Source organism: Prevotella histicola (assembly GCF_055385135.1).
In genome coordinates, this window is the sequence record NZ_AP043793.1 from 1,659,129 (window position 1) to 1,680,617 (window position 21,489).

Annotated in this window: 13 protein-coding genes; 5 read left to right on the forward strand and 8 right to left on the reverse strand. The window is 41.6% G+C overall.

The genetic code is table 11. The features are described 5' to 3' along the window. Positions 1–167: 167 nt before the first annotated feature. The gene (dusB, locus tag ACZ48L_RS06680; protein WP_025791495.1) at positions 168–1,127 is read left to right on the forward strand and encodes a tRNA dihydrouridine synthase DusB; all 960 of its coding nucleotides are present in this window, start codon (positions 168–170) and stop codon (positions 1,125–1,127) included. A gap of 92 nt (positions 1,128–1,219) precedes the next feature. Here the strand turns inward: dusB and yfcE are convergent, their stop codons facing one another. Then, on the reverse strand, positions 1,220–1,759 hold the full coding sequence (gene yfcE, locus ACZ48L_RS06685; protein WP_278544820.1) for a phosphodiesterase: 540 nt from the start codon (positions 1,757–1,759) through the stop codon (positions 1,220–1,222). A 715-nt stretch (positions 1,760–2,474) separates the two neighbouring features. On the opposite strand from yfcE, the gene ACZ48L_RS06690 reads away from it, so the two are divergent. From ACZ48L_RS06690 to ACZ48L_RS06700, 3 genes are all read left to right on the forward strand, one after another. After that, the gene (locus ACZ48L_RS06690; protein ID WP_464721971.1) at positions 2,475–5,657 is read left to right on the forward strand and encodes a SusC/RagA family TonB-linked outer membrane protein; all 3,183 of its coding nucleotides are present in this window, start codon (positions 2,475–2,477) and stop codon (positions 5,655–5,657) included. A gap of 29 nt (positions 5,658–5,686) precedes the next feature. Further along, positions 5,687–7,450 (forward strand): RagB/SusD family nutrient uptake outer membrane protein, encoded by a 1,764-nt coding sequence (locus tag ACZ48L_RS06695; protein WP_464721972.1) that lies wholly within the window; start codon positions 5,687–5,689, stop codon positions 7,448–7,450. Between the two features lie 99 nt (positions 7,451–7,549). Next, positions 7,550–8,485, forward strand: coding sequence for a DUF7017 domain-containing protein (locus ACZ48L_RS06700; protein WP_219448499.1), 936 nt, complete (start codon positions 7,550–7,552; stop codon positions 8,483–8,485). 723 nt (positions 8,486–9,208) lie between these two features. Here ACZ48L_RS06700 and ACZ48L_RS06705 read toward each other — a convergent pair. From ACZ48L_RS06705 to pnp, 6 genes are all read right to left on the reverse strand, one after another. Continuing rightward, the gene (locus ACZ48L_RS06705) at positions 9,209–9,670 is read right to left on the reverse strand and encodes a copper resistance protein NlpE N-terminal domain-containing protein (protein ID WP_008823548.1); all 462 of its coding nucleotides are present in this window, start codon (positions 9,668–9,670) and stop codon (positions 9,209–9,211) included. An 88-nt stretch (positions 9,671–9,758) separates the two neighbouring features. Then, the gene (locus tag ACZ48L_RS06710; RefSeq protein WP_025791494.1) at positions 9,759–10,244 is read right to left on the reverse strand and encodes a DUF4625 domain-containing protein; all 486 of its coding nucleotides are present in this window, start codon (positions 10,242–10,244) and stop codon (positions 9,759–9,761) included. Between the two features lie 119 nt (positions 10,245–10,363). Next, the gene (locus ACZ48L_RS06715) at positions 10,364–11,101 is read right to left on the reverse strand and encodes a DUF4625 domain-containing protein (protein WP_025791492.1); all 738 of its coding nucleotides are present in this window, start codon (positions 11,099–11,101) and stop codon (positions 10,364–10,366) included. 172 nt (positions 11,102–11,273) lie between these two features. Then, the gene (locus tag ACZ48L_RS06720) at positions 11,274–13,430 is read right to left on the reverse strand and encodes a TonB-dependent receptor (protein WP_025791490.1); all 2,157 of its coding nucleotides are present in this window, start codon (positions 13,428–13,430) and stop codon (positions 11,274–11,276) included. 226 nt (positions 13,431–13,656) lie between these two features. Further along, positions 13,657–13,995: a hypothetical protein gene (locus ACZ48L_RS06725; RefSeq protein WP_025791488.1), complete on the reverse strand. Its 339-nt coding sequence runs from the start codon at positions 13,993–13,995 to the stop codon at positions 13,657–13,659. A 569-nt stretch (positions 13,996–14,564) separates the two neighbouring features. Then, positions 14,565–16,820: a polyribonucleotide nucleotidyltransferase gene (pnp, locus tag ACZ48L_RS06730; RefSeq protein ID WP_455078170.1), complete on the reverse strand. Its 2,256-nt coding sequence runs from the start codon at positions 16,818–16,820 to the stop codon at positions 14,565–14,567. A gap of 410 nt (positions 16,821–17,230) precedes the next feature. On the opposite strand from pnp, the gene ACZ48L_RS06735 reads away from it, so the two are divergent. Beyond that, positions 17,231–18,385, forward strand: a complete 1,155-nt coding sequence (locus tag ACZ48L_RS06735) for a TlpA disulfide reductase family protein (RefSeq protein ID WP_025791487.1) — start codon at positions 17,231–17,233, stop codon at positions 18,383–18,385. A gap of 323 nt (positions 18,386–18,708) precedes the next feature. Here the strand turns inward: ACZ48L_RS06735 and ACZ48L_RS06740 are convergent, their stop codons facing one another. Continuing rightward, positions 18,709–21,336: a hybrid sensor histidine kinase/response regulator transcription factor gene (locus ACZ48L_RS06740; protein WP_025791486.1), complete on the reverse strand. Its 2,628-nt coding sequence runs from the start codon at positions 21,334–21,336 to the stop codon at positions 18,709–18,711. Positions 21,337–21,489 lie beyond the last annotated feature (153 nt).

The following is a 21,489-nucleotide window of genomic DNA, read 5'->3' on the forward strand; positions in this document are numbered from 1 at the left end:
AATCAAATATTTCGTAAATCAGAATTATTTGCATGTTAAAATCCTATATATCAAAATAAAAATATTAGAAAGGAAGTCTCTTGAAAGCTTATTATACCCTTTATTATAAGCATAGCTTTTTTTAGTTTTACTCTTTTACTTTCTTGCTTTTCCTTACCTTTGCACCCATGAAAATAGGAACAATAGATTTAGGGGAACGCCCATTGTTCTTGGCCCCGATGGAAGATGTGACGGATATAGGCTTCCGAAAGATGTGTAAACGCTTTGGGGCAGCAATGGTTTATACGGAATTTGTCTCGGCTGATGCTATCATTCGGAGTATTAAGTCGACACTGTCAAAGATGGTGATTGATGATGGTGAGCGCCCAGTTGGTATACAGATATACGGTCGGGATGTAGCTTCTATGGTTGAAGCTGCAAAGATTGTTGAGCAGGTAAAGCCTGATGTGATAGACATTAACTTTGGTTGTCCTGTAAAGAAGGTGGCAAACAAAGGTGCTGGGTCAGGTATGTTGAAGAACATTCCCTTGTTGTTGGAGATAACACGTGAGGTCGTTAAGGCTGTGAATGTCCCTGTAACGGTGAAGACTCGGTTGGGTTGGGATCATGATCACCTTATCATTACCGATCTGGCAGAGCAACTTCAGGATTGTGGAATACAAGCTTTGACCATCCATGGACGTACGCGTGCACAGATGTATACTGGTGAAGCAGACTGGACTTTGATAGGTGAAGTGAAGAAGAATCCACGCATTCATATTCCTATTATTGGTAATGGCGATGTGACAAGTGTTGAGGATGCCCGCGAAAAGTTCGATCGTTATGGTGTGGATGCAGTGATGATAGGTCGTGCAACCTTTGGTTGTCCGTGGTTATTCAACCAAAGTGGAAAGGAACTTTCACTCGATGAGAAGATTGATATACTTGAAGAAATGCTGAGAATCAATGTTGAACGGATTGATGAGTATCGTGGTATTCTCCATACACGTCGGCATTTGGCAGCATCACCTATCTTTAAAGGTATTTCCGACTTTAAGCAAACACGCATCTCAATGCTTCGTGCAACGAAGATGGATGAGCTTCTTACTATCTTGGAAGAATGCAGAGAGAAGTTGAAAGAGGTATAAAGTAATAGGGCTTATGGAATGAAGAGTTCCGTAAGCCCTATTACTTTTCTTTCGTAACCAGATGAGATTACGCCGTCAAAGTAGCCATTTTCTTATATTCGTTCCTGTTTCAAGGCTTTCCCATCTAAGGTATATGCCGTGAAAACACCGTGTTCATAGGTCATGAATGTGGGGACATTTCCACCCTTAGGGAATGTTATTGAACCGAGATTGCATACCAAGGTGTCATCCTGTTGGCTTAGTTCCCAGAGGTGAGTGTGCCCATATACGATAGCATCTACGTGCCCTTGTGGCATTTTCTCCTTATTATATATATGTCCATGGGTGAGAAACAACTTACGCCCCTCGTCAACCAGTAACGTATAGTCTCCCATCATAGGGAACTTCAGTAGCATTTGGTCGACTTCAGCATCACAGTTTCCTCTCACAGCAATGATGTCATTGGCACGTTTGTTCAGTGCTTCAACGATTCCTTTAGCATCGATTCCCTCTGGAATAGAGTTGCGTGGACCGTAATTAAGTATGTCACCGAGGATGCAAAGCATGTCACAATGCTCTCTGTCATAGAACTGTAGCACCTTCTCCAAGGCTGGTAAACAGCCGTGAATGTCTGATACAAGTAGATATTTCATTCTTTTCTTCTTTATTATTCTCCCACAAAGGTACGTTAATTCATTGAGATATCCCTTATATTTAAGACCTACTAACATATTACCAGACTGTTTTCCTTAGATTGAAAAATCATTTACAATATTGCTCTTTGCTTGGTGTCGTGTTTTTAAAGATAAGACTCTATTTCTCCATTTGTAACATTCAGATATCCAATATGTTATGATGGGCAAAGTAAAAGACGCCCTTTTACACTTCAAAAGGGCACCTTTTACACGTCAAAAGATGCCCTTTTACATTGCAAAAGATGCTCTTTTACATTGCAAAAGATGCTCTTTTACATTGCAAAAGAGCATCTATTGTTTTGCACATGCTGATTTTTTATTACATTATAAGCATTCCCCGTCTCTGTATCTATTCTCTATCTGTGAGTTATAATAGCCTTTTTGCATCTCATACAGTTCTGTTTTGTAAGGAAAGAATACCGATATTCCATGGTAAGAGGGTTCTGTAGAGCTTTCTTTTTTATTAATAGAAAGAATCAATTGATTATTATATATTGTACGAAATACGCTTATAAAGCTTATTGTATCCTTGTTTTCGTGGCGATAAAATATTTTTTTTAAGAAATATCTGTGATTAATTTGTTCGTTTAAAAGTTTTATTTATATTTGCGAAATAAAATAATATCGTGTTTATGAATCTAGAGAATACTAATTTTATAACCTACCTTTTGATATGAAAAGACTCATACTAATTTCACTATTGGTGCTGACAGCGGTGGTAAGCTATGCGCAGCAACCATTTACTTCTAAGGGAGTCGTCGTCGATGAGACTGGAGAAAGCGTTATAGGTGCTACGGTTCAGGTCGTTGGAGACGCAAAGAATATCACGGCGACAGACATGGATGGCAACTTTACTTTGAACAACTTGAAGCCTGGAGCTAAGCTGACCGTCTCTTATGTCGGCATGAAAACTATAGTGATTCCAGCACGACCGACGATGAAAATCACTATGGTCAATGAGAATTCTACACTGGATGAAGTTGTCATCACAGCCTTCGGAGAACAGAAACGTTCAGCTTTTACGGGTTCAGCTGCTATTGTTGACTCGAAGAAAATTGAGAATAAGCAACTCAATAATGTGATGAGTAGCTTGAAGGGTGAGGCTGCTGGTGTGCAGATCGTAGACAATAGTGGTGAGCCAGGAGCTACTCCTGCCATCCGTGTACGTGGTTTCAGCAGTATCAGTGCTGGTCAGGCACCACTTATTATCGTGGATGGTGCACCTTATGATGGCGGTTGGAATAACCTTAACCCAGCCGATGTCGCATCGGTTACAGTACTGAAAGACGCTTCTTCAACAGCCCTTTATGGTGCGCGTGGTGCCAATGGCGTTATCATGGTGACCACAAAACATGCACAAGCAGGTAAGGCACACATAGCAATTGATATGAAATGGGGTGTTAACAGTCGTATTAAACGAGACTATGAAACGATTTCTGACCCTGCTAAATACTATGAATTATATTATAAAGCATTATATAATTATCAAGTAAATGGTTTAGGATTAACACCTGCTCAAGCTACGATTGCCGCTAATAAGCAATTGATTTCTTCTGGTGCATCTGGTGGTTTGGGTTATCCAATCTTCACTGTTCCTGCTGGAGAAGAGCTCATTGGGGCTGATGGACGTATCAATCCAAATGCTACATTAGGCCGTGTCTTCAATTATAAAGGTAAAGACTACATGATAAAACCTGATAATTGGGAGAACTTAGGGTTCCGAAACGGCTTGCGAAAAGAGTATGATATCAGCCTGACAGGAGGTAGTGACAAGATGCAGTACTATCTTTCTTTAGGATATTTGAACAATGAAGGTATTGCTTATTACTCTGATTTCAATCGTATTACAGTACGTGCTAAGGCTGATTATGAGGCTTTGGATTGGTTGAAAGTTGGTACAAACGTGAACTTCAGTCGTACAAAGTATCATGTAATTCCATCTACTGGCAATGGTCTTTTCTATCAAATTAACAATATGGCGCCCCTCTATCCTGCCTATATACGTGATGGACAGGGTAATATTCTGACGGACGAAAATGGTCCAATGTACGATTATGGAGCTGGCTCAGTGATTGGTTATATGCGTCCAGTGTTGCCTAATCTTAATCCATTACAGGAGAATCGTTTGAATACAAACACTAGTAAGAACAACATGTATTCGTTCTTTGGCTATGCTGATATTATGCCGATTACTGGGTTAAAGATTACTCTTAATGGCGCAGTAACAAGCTATGACTCTCGTGGAACAGAAGCAACACAACCATTTTATGGATACAGTCATACGGCTTACCCTACTGGTTTCGTATCAAGATCAAGTGAACAGACTTACTCATATAACTTCCAACAGCTCGCAAATTACCATCATGAGTTTGGTCATCATCACATGGAATTACTCTTAGGACATGAGTTCTATCGTAGTAGTTATGAGAATTTGTTCGGCTCAAAGACTGGTATGGCATCTTACTTTACCAATCAGACACTGGCTGGAGCTATTAAATTAGACAATACAGGTGAGTCTGGTAATAGTATTTATGAGTCAGAAGGCTTCTTCTTCCGTGGTCAATACGATTACGATCAGAAGTATTTCGGAAGTGTTTCTTACCGTCGTGACGCCTCAAGTCGCTTCGATCCAGCTCATCGTTGGGGTAACTTCTATTCTGTAGGAGGTGCCTGGATTCTCACAAAAGAGAAGTTTATGAAGCCTTTCCGTTGGATGAATATGTTGAAGTTGAAGGCTTCTTTTGGTCAGCAAGGAAATGATAATATCGGTGATTTCCATTATATTGATACTTACAGCATCGTGAATAGCAATGGTAAGGTTGGTCTGGTACTCAATGAAAAGGGTAATCCTAATATCACTTGGGAAACCAATAACAACTTCAATGTTGGTTTTGACTATGAAGTTTTGAATAGTCGGATACGCGGAAGTGTTGAGTATTTCTATAAGAAAACGACTGATATGCTCTGCTTTGTATTCGCACCTTATTCTGCTGGTTATAGTGGAATGTATGACAATATTGGTGATATGGTGAACCAAGGATTGGAGTTTGACCTCTCAGCTACACTTCTTAGAACCAAGAATATCAATTGGGATGTGAACTTTAATGCCACAACTTACAAGAACAAAATTACCCGATTGGCAGATGCTCTTAAGGCAGATCTCGTCGTAGATGGGCATGCTGGTTATATGAATGGTAGCAGACTCTATGCTGAAGGACTCCCTATTTACGAATGGTATATCCCACGTTATGCTGGTGTATCAAGTGAAGGAAAGGCTATGTGGTACTACAATGATACGGATGGAAGCCTCAAGACGACTGATGTCTATGGTAATGCAGACTATTATGCATGTGGAAGTCCACATCCAGACCTCTATGGTGGATTCGGCACAACACTAACAGCTTATGGCTTCGACTTGTCCGTTTCATTCTCTTACTCCCTTGGTGGGAAGTCTTGTGACTATGGTTATGAAGGGATGATGGGCGTTCCGAGTGGTACATCTACTGGCTTTGCAATTCATAAAGATATGCTTAATGCATGGTCAGAGACCAATACCTCAAGTAATATCCCACGTTGGCAATACAATGATGCGAACTCTTCTTCACTTAGTGATCGCTTCCTTATCAGTGGAAGTTACTTGACTTTGCAGAATCTTAACTTCGGTTATACACTTCCAAACCATCTGATTCAGCGTTTTGGATTGGGTAGTATACGTGTTTATCTGGCTGCAGATAACCTGTATTACTGGAGCAAACGTAAGGGCTTTGACCCACGTGGATCGTTCTCCGGAAGTAGTAGTACGGCAACTTATAGCCCTTCCAGAACAGTCTCTGGCGGTATTAAAGTTACATTCTAATGTCATTTCAAATGAAAAAAAACAAAATTATGAAACACCGTATATTAAGATATCTCTTCTCGTTGACGTTTGTTGCAACGACATTTAGCCTTGGAGGATGTATTGATACCATTGATCCGTCATCGACACTTACTGCCCAGCAAGTGAAGAATCTGACTTCTTCACAACAAAGTTTACTGAATGGTATCATCTCTTATGTGATTGATATCAATTCATGGGGTAGTAGTGGGTATCCTACTAATGACTGGGGTTATCCTTGTCAGATGTTCTATAGAGAGGTTCTTGGGGCTGATTTCCCTGTCTATAGTAGTAACTATAGCTATTGGCCATCTGTAGAAAGCGGTACAGAAACGCGTTTTAAGGCTTATTACACTTATCGTTATTATTACAATTTCATAGCTACGTGCAATAATCTTGCAAGTGTTATAGATCCTGCAACGGCGTCTGAGACTTCAAAGAACTACCTTGGTATAGCATTGACTTATCGTGCAATGGCTTATTTAGACATAGCTCGGCAGTTCGAATTTAAGCCAACTGGTATCGCAAGTCTGGATGATAAGGCTACGAAAGACAATATATGGGGACTTACAGTGCCCATCGTGACAGAGAAAACACCTGACTCTGAGATGCGTCATAATCCACGAGCTCCTTTCTATAAGATGTATCGCTTCATCCTAACAGACCTTGATAATGCAGAAAAGTATCTACAAGGTTATGTACGTTCTGATAAGAAAATGCCCGATCTTAGTGTTGTTTATGGATTGAAAGCACGTCTTTGGTTGGATATGGCAAGCCGTTTTGACAAATCCAGTTCAGACTTAGATAAGGCGATAGCAGCCGAAGATTCAACGGCAATAACGTATGATAAGTTAGGCATTCATACGGCTCGTGAGTGTTATGAGAAGGCTCGTGACTACGCACGGTTGGCTTCTACAGGATACAGTCCGGTGACAGAAACGGAGTGGCTTGACCCTAAGACGGGATTCAATACGCCTAATCAGGCATGGATGTGGTGCTTAGGTTACAGTACACGTGAGCAGATACCGTATATCTATTATACGTTTACAAGTAGTGTAACAACCGAGACTGACTGGGGATTGACACGTGCTTATGAGGCTTTCCGCATGATAGGTAGTTGGCTATATGGGCAGATCGGACAAGGTGACTGGCGCCGTTATTCATGGGTTTCACCTGATGCAGCGGGTACACATGACGGTTACAAGCAGTATGAATCTCTGATGATTGCAGGCCATAAAGTACAGAATTCTCTGTTAGATGAGGAGGAATGGAAGGCTCTTCCAGCTTATGTAAACACGAAATTCCGTCCAGCAAAGGGTAATAGGGTAGACACTTATGAGGGACAATTCATTAGTTTGCCTTTGATGCGTGTAGAGGAGATGAAGTTTATCGACATTGAATGCACTGCACATCTCGACGGTGTAGCTGCCGGTGTAGCTGCTTTGAAGTCGTTCATCAATGACTATCGTTACACGGATGGCTCTTATCAGGCTGGTAATGCTACCACTATGGATGAGTTTATAAAGGAGTTGTTGATACAGAAGCGTATTGAGTTTTGGGGAGAAGGTCTTGTTTACTTTGATAATAAACGCCTTGCTCAGCAGATCAGACGCAAAGATAATACTAATTATGAGCCTAATGCGCAAATCAATTCCAAGGCTGGTTATGTTTGTCCATGGCTCAATTACTTCATATTGGAGTATGAAACACATAACAATGTGGCATGTAAGCCGAACCCAGATACGTCTGGAAGTCTTACAGTAACCAATCAATAACTAACTGGAATTTGATCAATAAATCATAACGAAAAGGCAGATCCTAAAGCTGAACATACTGTTTCGGCTTGGGGTCTGCCTTCTTTTAATCTTAATGCTATGGAAGTAAAGGATATCTTTGAACTACGAAAGCAAGGGCGAACTGAGGAGGCTTATGCAGCTATCGTCCCTATGTATGCAACGCATAAGGGACATTACACCACGATAGCGATGTTCTGGGTGGGGGTTGACATGATGCAGTTACGCTATCAGCAGCGCCGATTAGAAGAAGCTTACAAAATCTTTCAGAGTTTGATGCGACTCTATCCGACAATGGAGGATAAGGATTTGAAAGGGCAAAGTGCCATGATGCGTGCTGCAATACTTGTCTTCGAGCATCATCCTTCATTCTCAATGATCAGCTTCATCACGCAGTGGGGCATCACCAGACTTGCTGATGAAGACTGGACAACAGGGCAAAGTAACGGGCATCCAGTCCCTTCAACGGGGATGCGTATTGTGGGAAAAGTGTTCAAAGAGGTTGAGGCTACACCAACAGTTGACGTTGCATTGAAAGCTGCACCTATATTGGCAGAGGCGTTGAAGCACAGCCCTTATAACATGAATAATCAGCGTTATAAAGCCATAGTCTATCGTATCATGGGGAAGAAAGACAAGGCTATTGAGATTTATCTACGTCTTATATCCAAGCATCGACAGTCTTATCTCTTTCATGAGTTGTCCAATCTCCTTGATGATGAGCAACAAAAGATAGCTTTACTCTGCAAAGCTATCTCGTCACAACGTGAAGAGAAGTTCCGTCAGCGTATGCGTTATACGCTGGCAGGTTTGCTATTCAGTCGTGATAAGGCCAGGGCGAAATACGAATTGGACAAGTGTATTGCAGCACGTAAGCAAGCTGGATATGCCATTACGTGGGAGATGCAGAATCTTGCAGCAAGCTTGGCAGAGGTGATACCCGTCACTGAAGTGGATGAAAAGAGTTTTTATCGTCAGCAGGAAGCTGTCATTCGGGAGATGACAAAACTCAGTTGATAGTATAAATCCAGTGCAGTCTTTCTGTAGGTAAGCACAGTTAAGTTCTCATTATCTTCGAACTATAGCACCCCCTGATGAGGAACACACTTGCTTTCCTGCCTTTTGTTTCCTTTGTATAATGCCCCTATAGGCATGATGTGATAGGATGTTGCGGGGCGAAGGTCGTATCCTTTATTGCCTGAAATGTGAGGATCGGGAAAGAAAAAGGACCAGGTAGAAGGAGTAGAATATGGGAAAAGCTAAGAGGAAAGATTATTTACAGTTTTGAGAAGTGGTCTCTTTGTAAAATCAGTTAATGTGCTAAAAAACGGCTTCTGTATCGTTTTGAAAACCAATAGGTTACAGGAGGTGTTTAAAAAGGTGCCCTTTTGCGTTGTAAAAGGGCACCTTTTACACATCAAAAGGGCATCTTTTACCATGTAAAAGGGCGTCTTTTAGAAGGCAAAAGAGCATCTATTAAATTGTGAGTAAGAATAATCCTTACAAAAGGGAGGTGTAAGTTGTGTTTTAAGATATTTCCTGCTATTCATCAAACAATGGCTACCGTGCCTGCAGAGGCTGTACGAATATGAAAGAATGGTTAGTAGGAAACAGGCGTAAGGAGTACACTTGCCCCGTTACAGGATGATGGATAAAACAGAAAAAGGGCTTGTACAAGGAGTGAAACCTTGATAAGCCCCTTTGTTTTTTAGCGCTATTAGCGCAATATTCGGTTGATTATTACTTCAACTTCAGATCGTAGTTCATGTCCTTAGAGTTAACTGCTGGCTCCTCAAAGTCGCTGTTAACAAGACGGAGAGTAGAGTCGTTTACTACGAGGAAGTTGGTCTTGTTGTCCTTACCAAGCTCGAACTGATAGTAAGTATTGCTCTTACCCTTTACGTCCTTCTTGATAACCTGATACTTACCAGTGTAGTTGTATGTAGTGTCAGCCTCGGTGTTTGACTTCATATAAGACTCAACAACGCTGAAGCCATTAGATGAATCCTTTGCCAAAGCAACACGATATTTGATACCAGCAACGTCTGCTGCAGGTGTCATACCCTCGTAAACAGCTGAGTCACCAGCTGCTGCTGTGTCCTGAGCTGCACTGTCATTACTCTCATTGTTTGCTGTAGTCTTGCCATTGTTACAAGCTACCATAGCTGCGCAAGCAGCTACCATTAACATAATCTTTTTCATAATTATCTACTTTTGTTTCTAACTATTTTTTAACTCTCGACCTGCAAAGATATTGCATTTTATTTGTAAATCGAGAATGTTTTAACTATTATTTTATCTTAATAGGCATTGAACGCAGTTGTTGATTGCCTGCCTGATCGGTGACACGGATGACAAAATGATAGTCGCCAGTATCTCTATCAGCTGGAATCTGAATGTCTTGTTTGGCGTCATAAGCCTTGTCTCCACGTGGAATGGTAAAGTCTTGCTTATATACCCATGGGTTTTTGTAGTCTTTACTCTCCTTTTTTGGATCGAGTTTACAGTTGTCTTTTTGCGTACCGTGTGTGTGATGATCGAAGTTATTGTGTATTTCGATGTTGTAATTGCCTAATTCTTCATTGTCAGTGAAGCGATAACGGAATGGAATCGTTTCTCCACGGCTATAGACTTGGCAATCTACAGGGTTCGCAGTGATGCCTGCGTCTGTGATAACAGGCAATTCATTGTCTTTTACAATGTCATCGTTACTAGTGCATGCAACCATAGTGAGTAGTGCAGCAGCAGCAGTTAAACTGAACAAAATCTTTCTCATAATGTCTTTCTTTTGTGTGATTGAGTCTCTTTACCTGTAGAGAATGCGTACTGATTTCCGTTTCTCTACGGGTTCAGAGACTATCGTGTTGTTGTATTTTAATACTTCTTTAAGTGTTCTTACTTGATGATGAAATCCTCAATCTCCTCAGTAGTCTCACGTCCCTTATTGTCCTTTACAGTGAAGTGGATGTGATATTCGCCAGCTTGGCACTCTGCTGGGATGGTGATTTCCTTGGTAAACGTGAAGCTACCAGTCTTTCCTTTGAAGCCATCAACCTCCATTTCATGCTCTTTATCACCATGGAACTCGATCTCAATCTCATCAACTGGGTCCTTAGTCTCAATGTTTGCTGTGATAGTAAGCTTACCATTAGGTGTTCCTTCCATTGTGTTTACCTGCAGATTCTCAATCTTTGGAGCATTAGGATCTACTATTTTCTTCTTTAAAGTGATCTTTTCTTTAATGCTCTTTACGGCTCCTTCTGTGTTAGTAACAGTGATGGTGCACTCATATTCGCCCTCTGTAAGTGTCTCAGGGAGGTCAAGATGCTCGTGGAAGGTAGTGTTTTTGACTCCAATATACTTGTTATTGGTGTATGATTTCTCTACTTTGTTGTTTGCATCCTTTACAAGTGTAACGTTAATGCCCGTGATTTTAGAGTTTGAAGTAATCTTACATTCCAAGTGAAGGTCGTCACCAATGGTGCCAACTTTCTCGTTGTCATGTCCGAACTCCATGTCTTTGAACTCGATGTTACCGTTTGTTGTAGGGTCATCATCATTATCACAAGATGTAAGTGCCATAGTGAAAACACTCAACAGCGCCATTGCGCCAATAAAAAACTTCTTTTTCATCGTTTAATTTGTTTTTGATAAGACTTTCGTCTTGGTTTATTTACTCTTTGTTTCTTTGTTCTCGGTTGTGTGACAGGGATGCTATGGAGATATTACCTGTTGTGGGCAGCGCTCCACAAGCATCCCTTCACGTTCTCATTTTGTTTGTAGAATTAAGTGGTATATTGTTTAATTAAAATTCAAATCCAACCATTAAAGCCACGTTCCTACCAGGTTCTGGCACGTCAATAAGCCGATAAAAGCTCGTATGATCGTAATATTTACGGTTCAAAAGGTTCTCTGCGTTAAGGCTCAAGTGCAGTTTTTTATCACCAAAGGCAAAGTCTTTTCCTGCAGAAAGGTTCAATGTGTAGTATCCAGGGGTTGGTTTCTCTGGTGGAACAATGTTGTTTTGCCTTCCAATGACGTGGAAATTAAGTGCAACGAAGCCTTCATTACCTACTTTTTGTTGGCAATAATCATACTTAAGGGTCATGTCTGCCGACCAAGGAGTTGAGAAAGGAAGCGTATAACCCTTCTTTTCACCCGACAATTGTTCAGCATATAGATATTCACCTTTGAACTCTGCGCTTAGGAAAGGAAGTATCTTCCAGTTGGCTTGCAGCTCAAAACCAGAGCGAATGACACGACTCTGTGTGTAATAATACCACTGAAGACCCTCATAATAGTTTGGCGTTGGGTTCATATAGATGTAGTTCGGGAAGTAATTAAGGTAAGGATCAAACTGTACAGTGACCTTATCATTCCCCCAACGAAGCCCCAAGTCTAACTGATAAGACTCCTCTGGATTGAGCGTAGGGTTACCTTTCTCATATCTGAAGATGTGATAATTTATACCATCGGTGCCCAATTCCTTCGGAATAGGTACACGGAAGCTCTTCCCGATGTTTGCTTTCAGGATCCAATTGCCCGTAGCATAGTTGATACCAGCCGACCATGTAAGGCTGTTAAACGACCTATGAAGGTCTTGAGAACGCTGTTTGTAAACGGAATCAGTGGTATTGATAGGTGTCTTGAACCAATCGTTATAACTGTGAATATTGGTTGTTACGTGGTCATATCGTACCCCCGCATTTACAATCAAGTCCTTTTTGATAGTGTATCTGTCGAAGGCGTAAGCGCCAAAGGATGTTGTTTCGAAGTCAGGGATGATGAATCCCCATCCATTACGGCGGTTATGCTGATATTCACCATTGATACCTGCGGAGAGCATGTGCTGCTCATTCAGGGCAAGACGCATCATAATGTTTGCTGTATAGGTATCTTTCTTGAACTCACGCTCCAATGTATTCGGTGGAGTTGGCATGTAACCATGTGATATTGGTTCGGAAAGTTCCTTGCGATGGTTGTTCTGATAAGCAAGATTTGCCTCAAGAGCAAGAGCCCCTTGTTGGTAAACCGTGTGGCTCATCACCTTCAGATGATTCACACTTTGGTAAGGTAAATCAATGTCACGACGCGACTTGTCATAGTCAATGCTTGACAGTCTGACTTCCAAACCATGTGCATTTGCAAAGAAACCACTCTTAGAGTAGGAGTCAGTGAGCTTCAGTTCAGTGTGGAAGTTATATCCTTTGTAGCCGATAGTAACACTTCCATCTCGCTCAAATCCTGCTGTGTTACGAAGGCGTTGATCCTTCAGTGGGATATCATAGGAGTAATATTGAATACTGTTTGTGGGTACCTTGTAATCAGCATAGTCGATAAGAGTGGTGTTAACCTTCCAATAAATGTGGTTCATAATGCCTTGCAAACGTGCAGATAAACCCAATGATTCGTTGTTACTACGGCCAAAAAGCAATACTCCTCCTTGGAATTTCTTTGTTGGAATATAGTTACTGTATAAGTTGATGACACCTCCTATGGCATCAGAACCGTACAGTAAGGCTGCCGGACCTTTCACAACCTCGATGTGATCAATGGCAAACTGGTCTATTTCCAGTCCATGGTCATCGCCCCATTGTTGGCCTTCATGCTTGATACCGTCCTCTGTTACAACCATACGATTGAACCCTAAACCACGTATTGTAGGCTTGGATTGTCCCGACCCAATGCTCATCGCTTTGACGCCTGGTATATTACTGAGTGTCTGCATCAGGCTTCCTGCAAAATTGTTTTGAAGGAATTGCTTGCCAATACTGATGGTATTGACGGATGATCTCATCTGGAGATCCTTCTCTCTGTTGCCCAATACGGTTACATCCTGCATGACAATACTACTGTCGACGCCCTCTTTTGCTTTAGAAAGGAGAGGCTTTGACAGATGATTACCTGCAAACATAGCCATGCAAACAAGAGAAAGAACAAAAGCTGATAACGCTTTTTTCATTTCTAAATGTTATAGAATATTGATAAAAATAGTTGATTTCTGCACGCTTCAAGTACACGTAGACTTGATGATCAGGCAGATAAAGTGTGCCGTAACATAATGGTTTGAAGCCAATAAGAGGATATAATCATCCCTTAAAGGAAATGTAACAAGACACAGTTCTCCCTTGTCTGTTACGGCAATAGTAATCCCAAACAACGTCTTTGTGGCGTTGGGAATACCTTAATTATAAACGTGTTGGGGGAGCCCTAAGGCTGATGACTTCAACTTCTGGGCGCACATAGGAGGTGACACTCACAAGGAAGAGGAAGCCTAAGACGGTGATAGCAACAGCATTCAACTGAATGTTTGCTGCTTGAAGGAAGTTGAAGAAGGCAAAATGACAAATCTGACAGGTGTCTGCATTGTGGTTCTGTCCATGGTGACCATAGCCTTGGTCGCATGTAGAGAGCTCAGTATTCACCTGACAAATATGCACAGACTTAACAACCATTGGCAACATGAACAGTGCCAAGAGTAGCCATGCAATGAAGATACGCTTCAAATTGTACCTACGTTTTGTCATTAACTCTTCGTTTATTTGGGAACAAAGATATTGATTAATATAAAATAAGACAAGTAAATATGTAAGTTTTTCAGTATTATTAACAGTTCGTTTCGTGTGCGAGGTTTATGTTATCGGGGAATAAAATACATAATAAAGAGATGCAATGTTTGTGCTGTTGTGGGAGGCTTAGACGCCTCTCTTGTAAAAACTAATTACCTATTGTTTTCTAATAGGTCATCTTTTGCCTTCTAAAAGGTGCCCTTTTGCAATGTAAAAGGGCACCTTTTGACATGTAAAAGACGCCCTTTTGCACTGTAAAAGATGCCCTTTTGCGAGCCTCTTCATAACTGTTTGATAATGTTTAGGTTACAAAGCTGAAAAAAGAAGAATTCCTTCTGTTTTTGGTTCGCGTATACTTCTAATATTGTAAGTATATTTTCATGTTTCTAATATCTATCCTTTCATCCTCTCTTTGACTGACAACCCTGTTTTTAGGTACGGCATCTCGCTATTTCAAAAAGAGCAAAAAAAATCCTCACAAGCCAATATGTAGCTGTGAGGATTCTTATTTTATAAAGACTCAATGACTAATCATTGCTCTCAGTATTGTTGTTCTCATGACGTGGACGACGCTCATCATGACGTTGTTCTCCGTCACGACGTGGGCGACGTTCACCACGTGGACGACGCTGTGGCTCTACATATCCCTCTGGTTTCTCAAGCAGAACACGACGTGAAAGCTTGTACTTGCCAGTCTTAGGGTCAATGTCAAGGAGCTTAACCTTAATCTTATCGCCTTCCTTGATGCCTGCTTCTTCAACAGTCTCAAGGCGCTTCCAGTCTATTTCAGAGATGTGGAGCAATCCGTCTTTGCCTGGGAGTATCTCTACGAAGCAGCCATAAGGCATGATAGAACGTACGGTTCCTTCGTATACTTCACCAATCTCTGGTACGGCAACGATGGCTTTAATCTTGCCAAGAGCCGCATCAATGGCGTCTTTATTAGGAGCAGAAACCTGTACTTTGCCCACACCTTCAGTCTCTTCGATGGTGATTGTTGCACCAGTTTCCTCTTGCATCTGCTGGATAATCTTACCACCAGGGCCGATAACTGCACCAATGAACTCCTTAGGAATCTCCAATTGGATGATACGTGGTACTTGTGGCTTCATCTCAGCACGTGGTTCTGCAATTGTTTCTGTCAACAGATTGAGGATGTGTTCACGACCAGCCTTAGCCTGCATAAGTGCCTTTTCAAGAATTTCGAACGACAATCCGTCGCACTTAATATCCATCTGAGTAGCTGTAAGACCATCTTTTGTACCCGTAGTCTTGAAGTCCATGTCACCCAAGTGGTCCTCATCACCAAGGATATCACTAAGTACTGCATACTTATCTTCGCCTGGATTCTTGATAAGACCCATAGCAATACCTGATACAGGCTTCTTCATTGGAACACCAGCATCCATCAATGCAAGTGTACCAGCACATACTGTAGCCATTGAAGAAGAACCGTTAGACTCAAGAATCTGGCTTACCAAGCGAACAGTGTAAGGGAAATCAGCTGGGATCTGACCCTTCAATGCACGCCAAGCAAGGTGACCATGACCAATCTCACGGCGTCCTACGCCACGCTGAGCCTTAGCTTCACCGGTACAGAAAGGAGGGAAGTTGTAGTGAAGAAGGAAGCGTTGGTAGCTTTTCTCCAGTACATTATCAACCATTTTCTCATCCATCTTTGTTCCAAGGGTACATGTTGAGAGTGACATTGTCTCACCACGCTGGAAGAGTGCACTACCATGTGGCATTGGCAAAGTGTCAATCTCGCACCAGATAGGACGTATCTCATCTGTTGCACGACCATCCATACGCTTGCCAGTGTCAAGTACACTGCGGCGCATAGAGTCACGTTGAACATCTGCAAAGTAACGATCTATCTCTGCATGTTTCTCTTCGAGCTCGTCTTCAGACAACTCTGTATGAGCTGCATCATAAGCCTCTGTGAAGTCAGACTTAATCTTCTCGTAGGTCTCCTCACGGTGTTTCTTGTCGTTGTCACCACTCTGAGCCTCTGCATAGCAAGCATCGTAAGTCCCCTTACGTACTTGTTCACGCAACTCTTCGTCGTTTATTTCGTCGTCATACTCACGCTTTACGTCAGTACCACATGCCTTTGAAAGCTCTTCCTGCATCTCACACATAGGCTTTATTGCCTCATGTGCAGCCTTCAAAGCACCTATAAGATCCTGTTCAGAAACCTCATTCATCTCGCCTTCAACCATCATGATATTGTCCTTAGTGGCACCAACCATAAGGTCCATATCGGCTTCTTTCATCTGTTCGAAGGTTGGATCGATGACATACTCACCATTAATGCGAGCCACACGAACCTCTGATGTAGGGTAATCGATAGGAATATCTGATGCTGCGAGTGCTGCTGAAGCAGCGAAACCTGCGAGTGCATCAGGCTGATCAACACCGTCTGCAGACAGCAACATCACCTGTACATAAACCTCACAGTGATAATCTGATGGGAAAAGTGGACGAAGAACACGGTCCACAAGGCGTGATGTAAGGATTTCGTCGTCGTTAGCTTTGCCTTCGCGTTTGGTGAAACCACCTGGATAACGACCTGCTGCAGAGTACTGCTCGCGATAATCTACTTGCAAAGGCATGAAGTCTGTGCCCGGAACTGCCTCTTTAGCTGCACAAACAGTAGCGAGAAGTACAGTGTTACCCATGCGGAGTACTGCCGCACCGTCAGCCTGTTTTGCAACCTTTCCGGTTTCAATTGAGATGGTTCTTCCATCTGGCAATTGAACTGTTTTCGTAATTACGTTCATCTAAAAATTAAAAATACTTATTGTTTTGACCAACATCTTAGGGAAGAAAAGCGGTAAATTCTGCAAGACTCTGAAGCCTTGGAGGAAACCTTCTCACGCATCCCATAAAATTAATCCGTGCAAATTTACCTATTATATATGTAACATACAAATAAATAAGAATATATTTTGAGTCATTCAAGTGCGTTGCCTCTTTTCCTAACCCTATGCTTTTAATTGTTATAAGTGTGCATGAAAAGCATGCAAAAGATGCTCTTTGATAGGTCGGAACGTAACAAAATAGCAGTTATAGTAGCGTGTTGTGAGAAACGCTATTGACAATATTTGATACTCTTTTGCTTTGCTGTTTTATCAAATAACATTACCTTTGCACAAAACATAACAATTAAAAACGTAATATCTATTAAGCAATGAAGCATAATATTGGAAGCATATTGACAAAAGGATTGGCTGTTGTTGGACTGGTTGTCTTGGCAAGTTGTACGGGCGAAAAGTTCCATGTGGCTGGTTCTATAGCTAATGCTAAGGATTCAACTCTTTACTTTGAGCATAACGGACTGGATGGATTTTCGACTATTGATTCGTTAAAACTCGATGAAAAGGGCAATTTTTCTTTCTCAGGAGATAAGATGAACAACCCTGAGTTCTATCGTCTGCGCATAGCAGGACAGATTATTAATGTTGCTATTGATTCTACTGAGACGGTTGATGTAAAGGCTACTTACCCACAGATGTCAACCGATTATACCGTAAAAGGTTCTTACGAAAATGAGAAAATCAAAGAGTTAGCACTCAAACAGATCAATCTACAGACACGTTGTCAAGACCTTTATAACGAGCGCCCCGATATTGCTGACTCTATGGTGAACGTCCTTGTAAATGATTATAAACGTGATGTCTCTTTGAATTATATCTTCAAAGAACCTATGCGTGCATACAGTTATTTTGCCTTGTTCCAGTATATTGTTGTTGGAAACCAGGCAAGATTGATTTTCGATCCAACGAGAGATGCTAGTGATAACAAGGTGTTTGGTGCTGTTGCAACAAGTTGGGACACTTATTATCCAGGCTCAGAGCGAACACAGAACCTGCATAATATCACAATAAAGGGTATGAAAGACGAGCGTATTGTCAAAGCACAGAACAAGTCCGTGGAGCTAAAAGCACAGGAATTGGGTGTTGTCGACCTGCCATTACGTGATAATCACGGCAATGTTCGTCATCTAACAGACCTGAAAGGAAAGGTTGTCCTACTTGATTTCCATGTGTTCTCTGCAGATGGATCAACAGAATATATCATGCAGATGCGTGATTTATATAACAAATATCATGACCGCGGACTGGAGATTTACATGGTTTCTTTGGATGATAACGAGCATTTCTGGAAAGAGCAAGTTGCCAATCTTCCTTGGATAAACGTATATGACGATTCTGGTATTAGCCAAGCTTACACGGCTCCAGCCCAGACTCTTCCTATCATTTACCTCATAGACCGTGGTAATAACGTTGTGAAGAATCCATCTCAGATTAAGAATTTAAGTGAAGAAATTGAGAAGTTATTGTAGCAATCCGTACCATTCTGATCTCAAGTGTTGAGCTCGGAATGTAAAATAACTTCACTATTGAAAAATGAAAGGTGCCCTTTTGCATTGTAAAAGGGCACCTTTTGCTGTTTAAAAGATGCCCTTTTGATGTGTAAAAGACGCCCTTTTACAATGCAAAAGGGCGTCTTTTACAAGCCACTTTGTAATGTCTTGACAGTCATAATATTATGAAGAGCAAAATAAAAGGTTTTTCCCTGGAATAAATTTTTAGACGAAGTAATTTAGTAAAGAACTTTCTTAACGTCTCTGTTTGCTGTTCCTGTTGCAGCGGAACCTCCTCTTGTCTATTTCTTAGGGCTCTCTCCGAATTCTTCTTTGTAGCATTTGGAGAAATAACTTGGGGTAGAAAAGCCTACGGCATAAGCCACTTCGGAGACGTTTTTGTCAGTTGTCTGCAAGAGTTGACGGGCACGTGCGAGGCGTGCTTTGCGTAGCATTTCTACAGGAGAGTAGCCTGTGAGGGCTTTCACTTTACGATAAAGTTGTACGCGAGAAAGCCCGATTTCATCGCCAATCTTCTCTACACTGAGGTCGCTATCAGCGAGATTCACTTGTATAATCCTACGAAGTTGTGTGATGAAGTTCTTGTCAGTCTCTGTTGACAGCTTGCTAATATCTTCATTTTCATTGTTCCCAGAGAAGAATTCACTTAATTGTCGACGACTTTGGATGAGGTTTTCTATGCGAGACAGTAGTAAGTGAAGTGAGAAAGGCTTAGCTATATAAGCGTCAGCGCCATGCTCATATCCTTCAGCTCGTTGTTCATCAAGGCTACGGGCAGTAAGTAATATGACAGGAATGTGACTTATAGCCTTGTCATTCTTCAGTTGATTACAGAACTCCAAACCATCCATGATGGGCATCATAATGTCTGAGATGATAATATCAGGAACTATTCTGCGCGCAATTTCTAACCCAGTTTTACCGTCAGCAGCTTCACTTACCTTGTAAAGATCAGACAAAGCAGAACGGAGATAGGTCCTTATGTCATTGTTGTCATCAATGATTAGCACTTCAGGGTTGTTACTATCCGTAGGCTGGATGATATCATTCAGGTGGCGTACCGTGTTGGGCTCACCGCAGTTTTCGTTGGTATCAATGAGTGGAGGAGTGGTTTGAGCCTCCTGTTGGCTTACTTCTCCTTTCTGTTTGAGAGGAAGAGTGATACTGAAAACACTCCCTTTTCCCTTCTCACTTGTTACGTTTGCCTGTCCGTGATGTAGCTCCGTAAAGGCTTTTACGAGTGCAAGTCCGATGCCAGTTCCGCTCCCTGAATTTCTGGCTTGGTAGAAATGATCGAAGATATAGGGTATATCTCCAGCCTCAATGCCCATTCCATTGTCCGAAACGCTGATGTGTACAAGGTCATTATCAGCTGTTGCGCCAAAGATTATCCTACCTCCTTGGGGTGTATACTTCATGGCGTTGCTAAGAAGATTGTAACAAATGCGCTCTATTTTCTCCCGATCTGCCCGAATAAAGATAGGTGATGCGACTTCCAATTGTAGTGTTATGCGTTTCTTTTGTGCCGAAGTGACAAAGAGATTGAGCCAACGTCCCATGTCATCAGTGAGGTTGAAGTCGGAAAGATGCAGTTTCATCTTTCCATTTTGTACCTTTCTGAAATCCAAGATCTCACTGACAAGTTGTGATAACACGGCAACATTGCGTTCAACAATCTGTAGCATGTTGCGTTGTTGTGGGTTAAGATTCTTGTCGTTGATAATGTATTCTACAGGATCAGCTATCAGTGTGAGTGGCGTACGTAGTTCATGACTGATGTTAGTAAAGAACTGTAGTTTTGCATTAGTAGCCTCTTCCTCTATCCTTCTTCGTATGACGATAGTCCGATAGACGTAAACCATGATGCCGATAAGGAGCAACGTGATGACGCTAAAGAGGAAGATGTATACTTTCTGGTGGTTATATTGTGCCAGATAAGTGTCCACTTTGCCATGAAGATTGGTGAGACGTGCCGTCTGTTTGTTCATCTCTTCATTTTGGATCAGTAGCACATTGGCATTGTCACGGGTCACAAGTGCTCCTTTAAGATAGTTGTCTCGCTTGTAAGGTCTCTTCTCTAAGATGTTAAGAGCAAGCTGCATGACAAGGTCTCCACGGGTAGGATAGATGTAAGAGGCTTCCAGTCTGCCATCGCGCACATTCTCCATGCCACCTCCAGGGACGGGAAGTGCATCAATACCAACGATCTTTATTCCTTTAATTTTGTGTTTTTCTGTTGCCTGCAAGGCTCCTATTGCCATTCGGTCATTCTGTGCAAAGACATAGTTGATGGGCATATCCCGTGCTATAATACTGTCCATTTCATCTTCACCCTTTTGTTTTAGCCAGTCAGCATATCGTCTGGAAACGACTTTTATACCAGGAAATGCCTTCAGAGCATCCATGAATCCGCGATTACGTTCTATGGCTGGCGACGATCCTTTCAGTCCACTGATCTCTGCAATACGCCCTTTCCCTTTTAATTGTTGGGCAATGAAGTGTCCCATCTCGTGTCCAGCCTCATAGTTATCGGCACCAATGAAAGCAGTATACTTCTTGGAATCAGTCTTACGGTCGAAGAGAATGACAGGGATTCCTTTGTCGTATGCTTTGTCAATAACCGATGAAATGGTATGTATTTGGTTTGGTGAAACGATGAGAAGGTCTACCCCTTCCTTGATAAATTGATTGATTTGCTCTGTCTGTAGTTTATCATTGTCGTTTGCAGAGGCAAACTTTAGAGTAGCATTATCATGTTGGTAGGTACTCATGACAAGCTCATTATTGAGCTTATCACGCCAGATGTCCTCGGAACACTGTGATACTCCAATGACATACTGCCTGTTATTGTTTGTATTACAAGCTGTGATAAGGAGTGTAGAGAGTATGATAAAAATATATTTTTTCATCTTTGCTTACTACTTAGGAGGGCTATTACCTTGTTTTATGGGGGCAAAGATAGTCTGTTTCTTTTGGATATGCAAATGTTCATACATATAAACAAAGTCTCCACTTATCTGTTATGACAGTGTCATATGTGATAAGTGGAGACTATATATAAA

What these genes read in the sequence shown, in the direction of transcription:
- dusB (WP_025791495.1), top strand. Translation starts at nt 168, where the DNA reads ATGAAAATAGGAACAATAGATTTAGGGGAACGCCCATTGTTCTTGGCC.
- yfcE (WP_278544820.1), bottom strand. Translation starts at nt 1,759, where the DNA reads ATGAAATATCTACTTGTATCAGACATTCACGGCTGTTTACCAGCCTTG.
- ACZ48L_RS06690 (WP_464721971.1), top strand. Translation starts at nt 2,475, where the DNA reads ATGAAAAGACTCATACTAATTTCACTATTGGTGCTGACAGCGGTGGTA.
- ACZ48L_RS06695 (WP_464721972.1), top strand. Translation starts at nt 5,687, where the DNA reads ATGAAACACCGTATATTAAGATATCTCTTCTCGTTGACGTTTGTTGCA.
- ACZ48L_RS06700 (WP_219448499.1), top strand. Translation starts at nt 7,550, where the DNA reads ATGGAAGTAAAGGATATCTTTGAACTACGAAAGCAAGGGCGAACTGAG.
- ACZ48L_RS06705 (WP_008823548.1), bottom strand. Translation starts at nt 9,670, where the DNA reads ATGAAAAAGATTATGTTAATGGTAGCTGCTTGCGCAGCTATGGTAGCT.
- ACZ48L_RS06710 (WP_025791494.1), bottom strand. Translation starts at nt 10,244, where the DNA reads ATGAGAAAGATTTTGTTCAGTTTAACTGCTGCTGCTGCACTACTCACT.
- ACZ48L_RS06715 (WP_025791492.1), bottom strand. Translation starts at nt 11,101, where the DNA reads ATGAAAAAGAAGTTTTTTATTGGCGCAATGGCGCTGTTGAGTGTTTTC.
- ACZ48L_RS06720 (WP_025791490.1), bottom strand. Translation starts at nt 13,430, where the DNA reads ATGAAAAAAGCGTTATCAGCTTTTGTTCTTTCTCTTGTTTGCATGGCT.
- ACZ48L_RS06725 (WP_025791488.1), bottom strand. Translation starts at nt 13,995, where the DNA reads ATGACAAAACGTAGGTACAATTTGAAGCGTATCTTCATTGCATGGCTA.
- pnp (WP_455078170.1), bottom strand. Translation starts at nt 16,820, where the DNA reads ATGAACGTAATTACGAAAACAGTTCAATTGCCAGATGGAAGAACCATC.
- ACZ48L_RS06735 (WP_025791487.1), top strand. Translation starts at nt 17,231, where the DNA reads ATGAAGCATAATATTGGAAGCATATTGACAAAAGGATTGGCTGTTGTT.
- ACZ48L_RS06740 (WP_025791486.1), bottom strand. Translation starts at nt 21,336, where the DNA reads ATGAAAAAATATATTTTTATCATACTCTCTACACTCCTTATCACAGCT.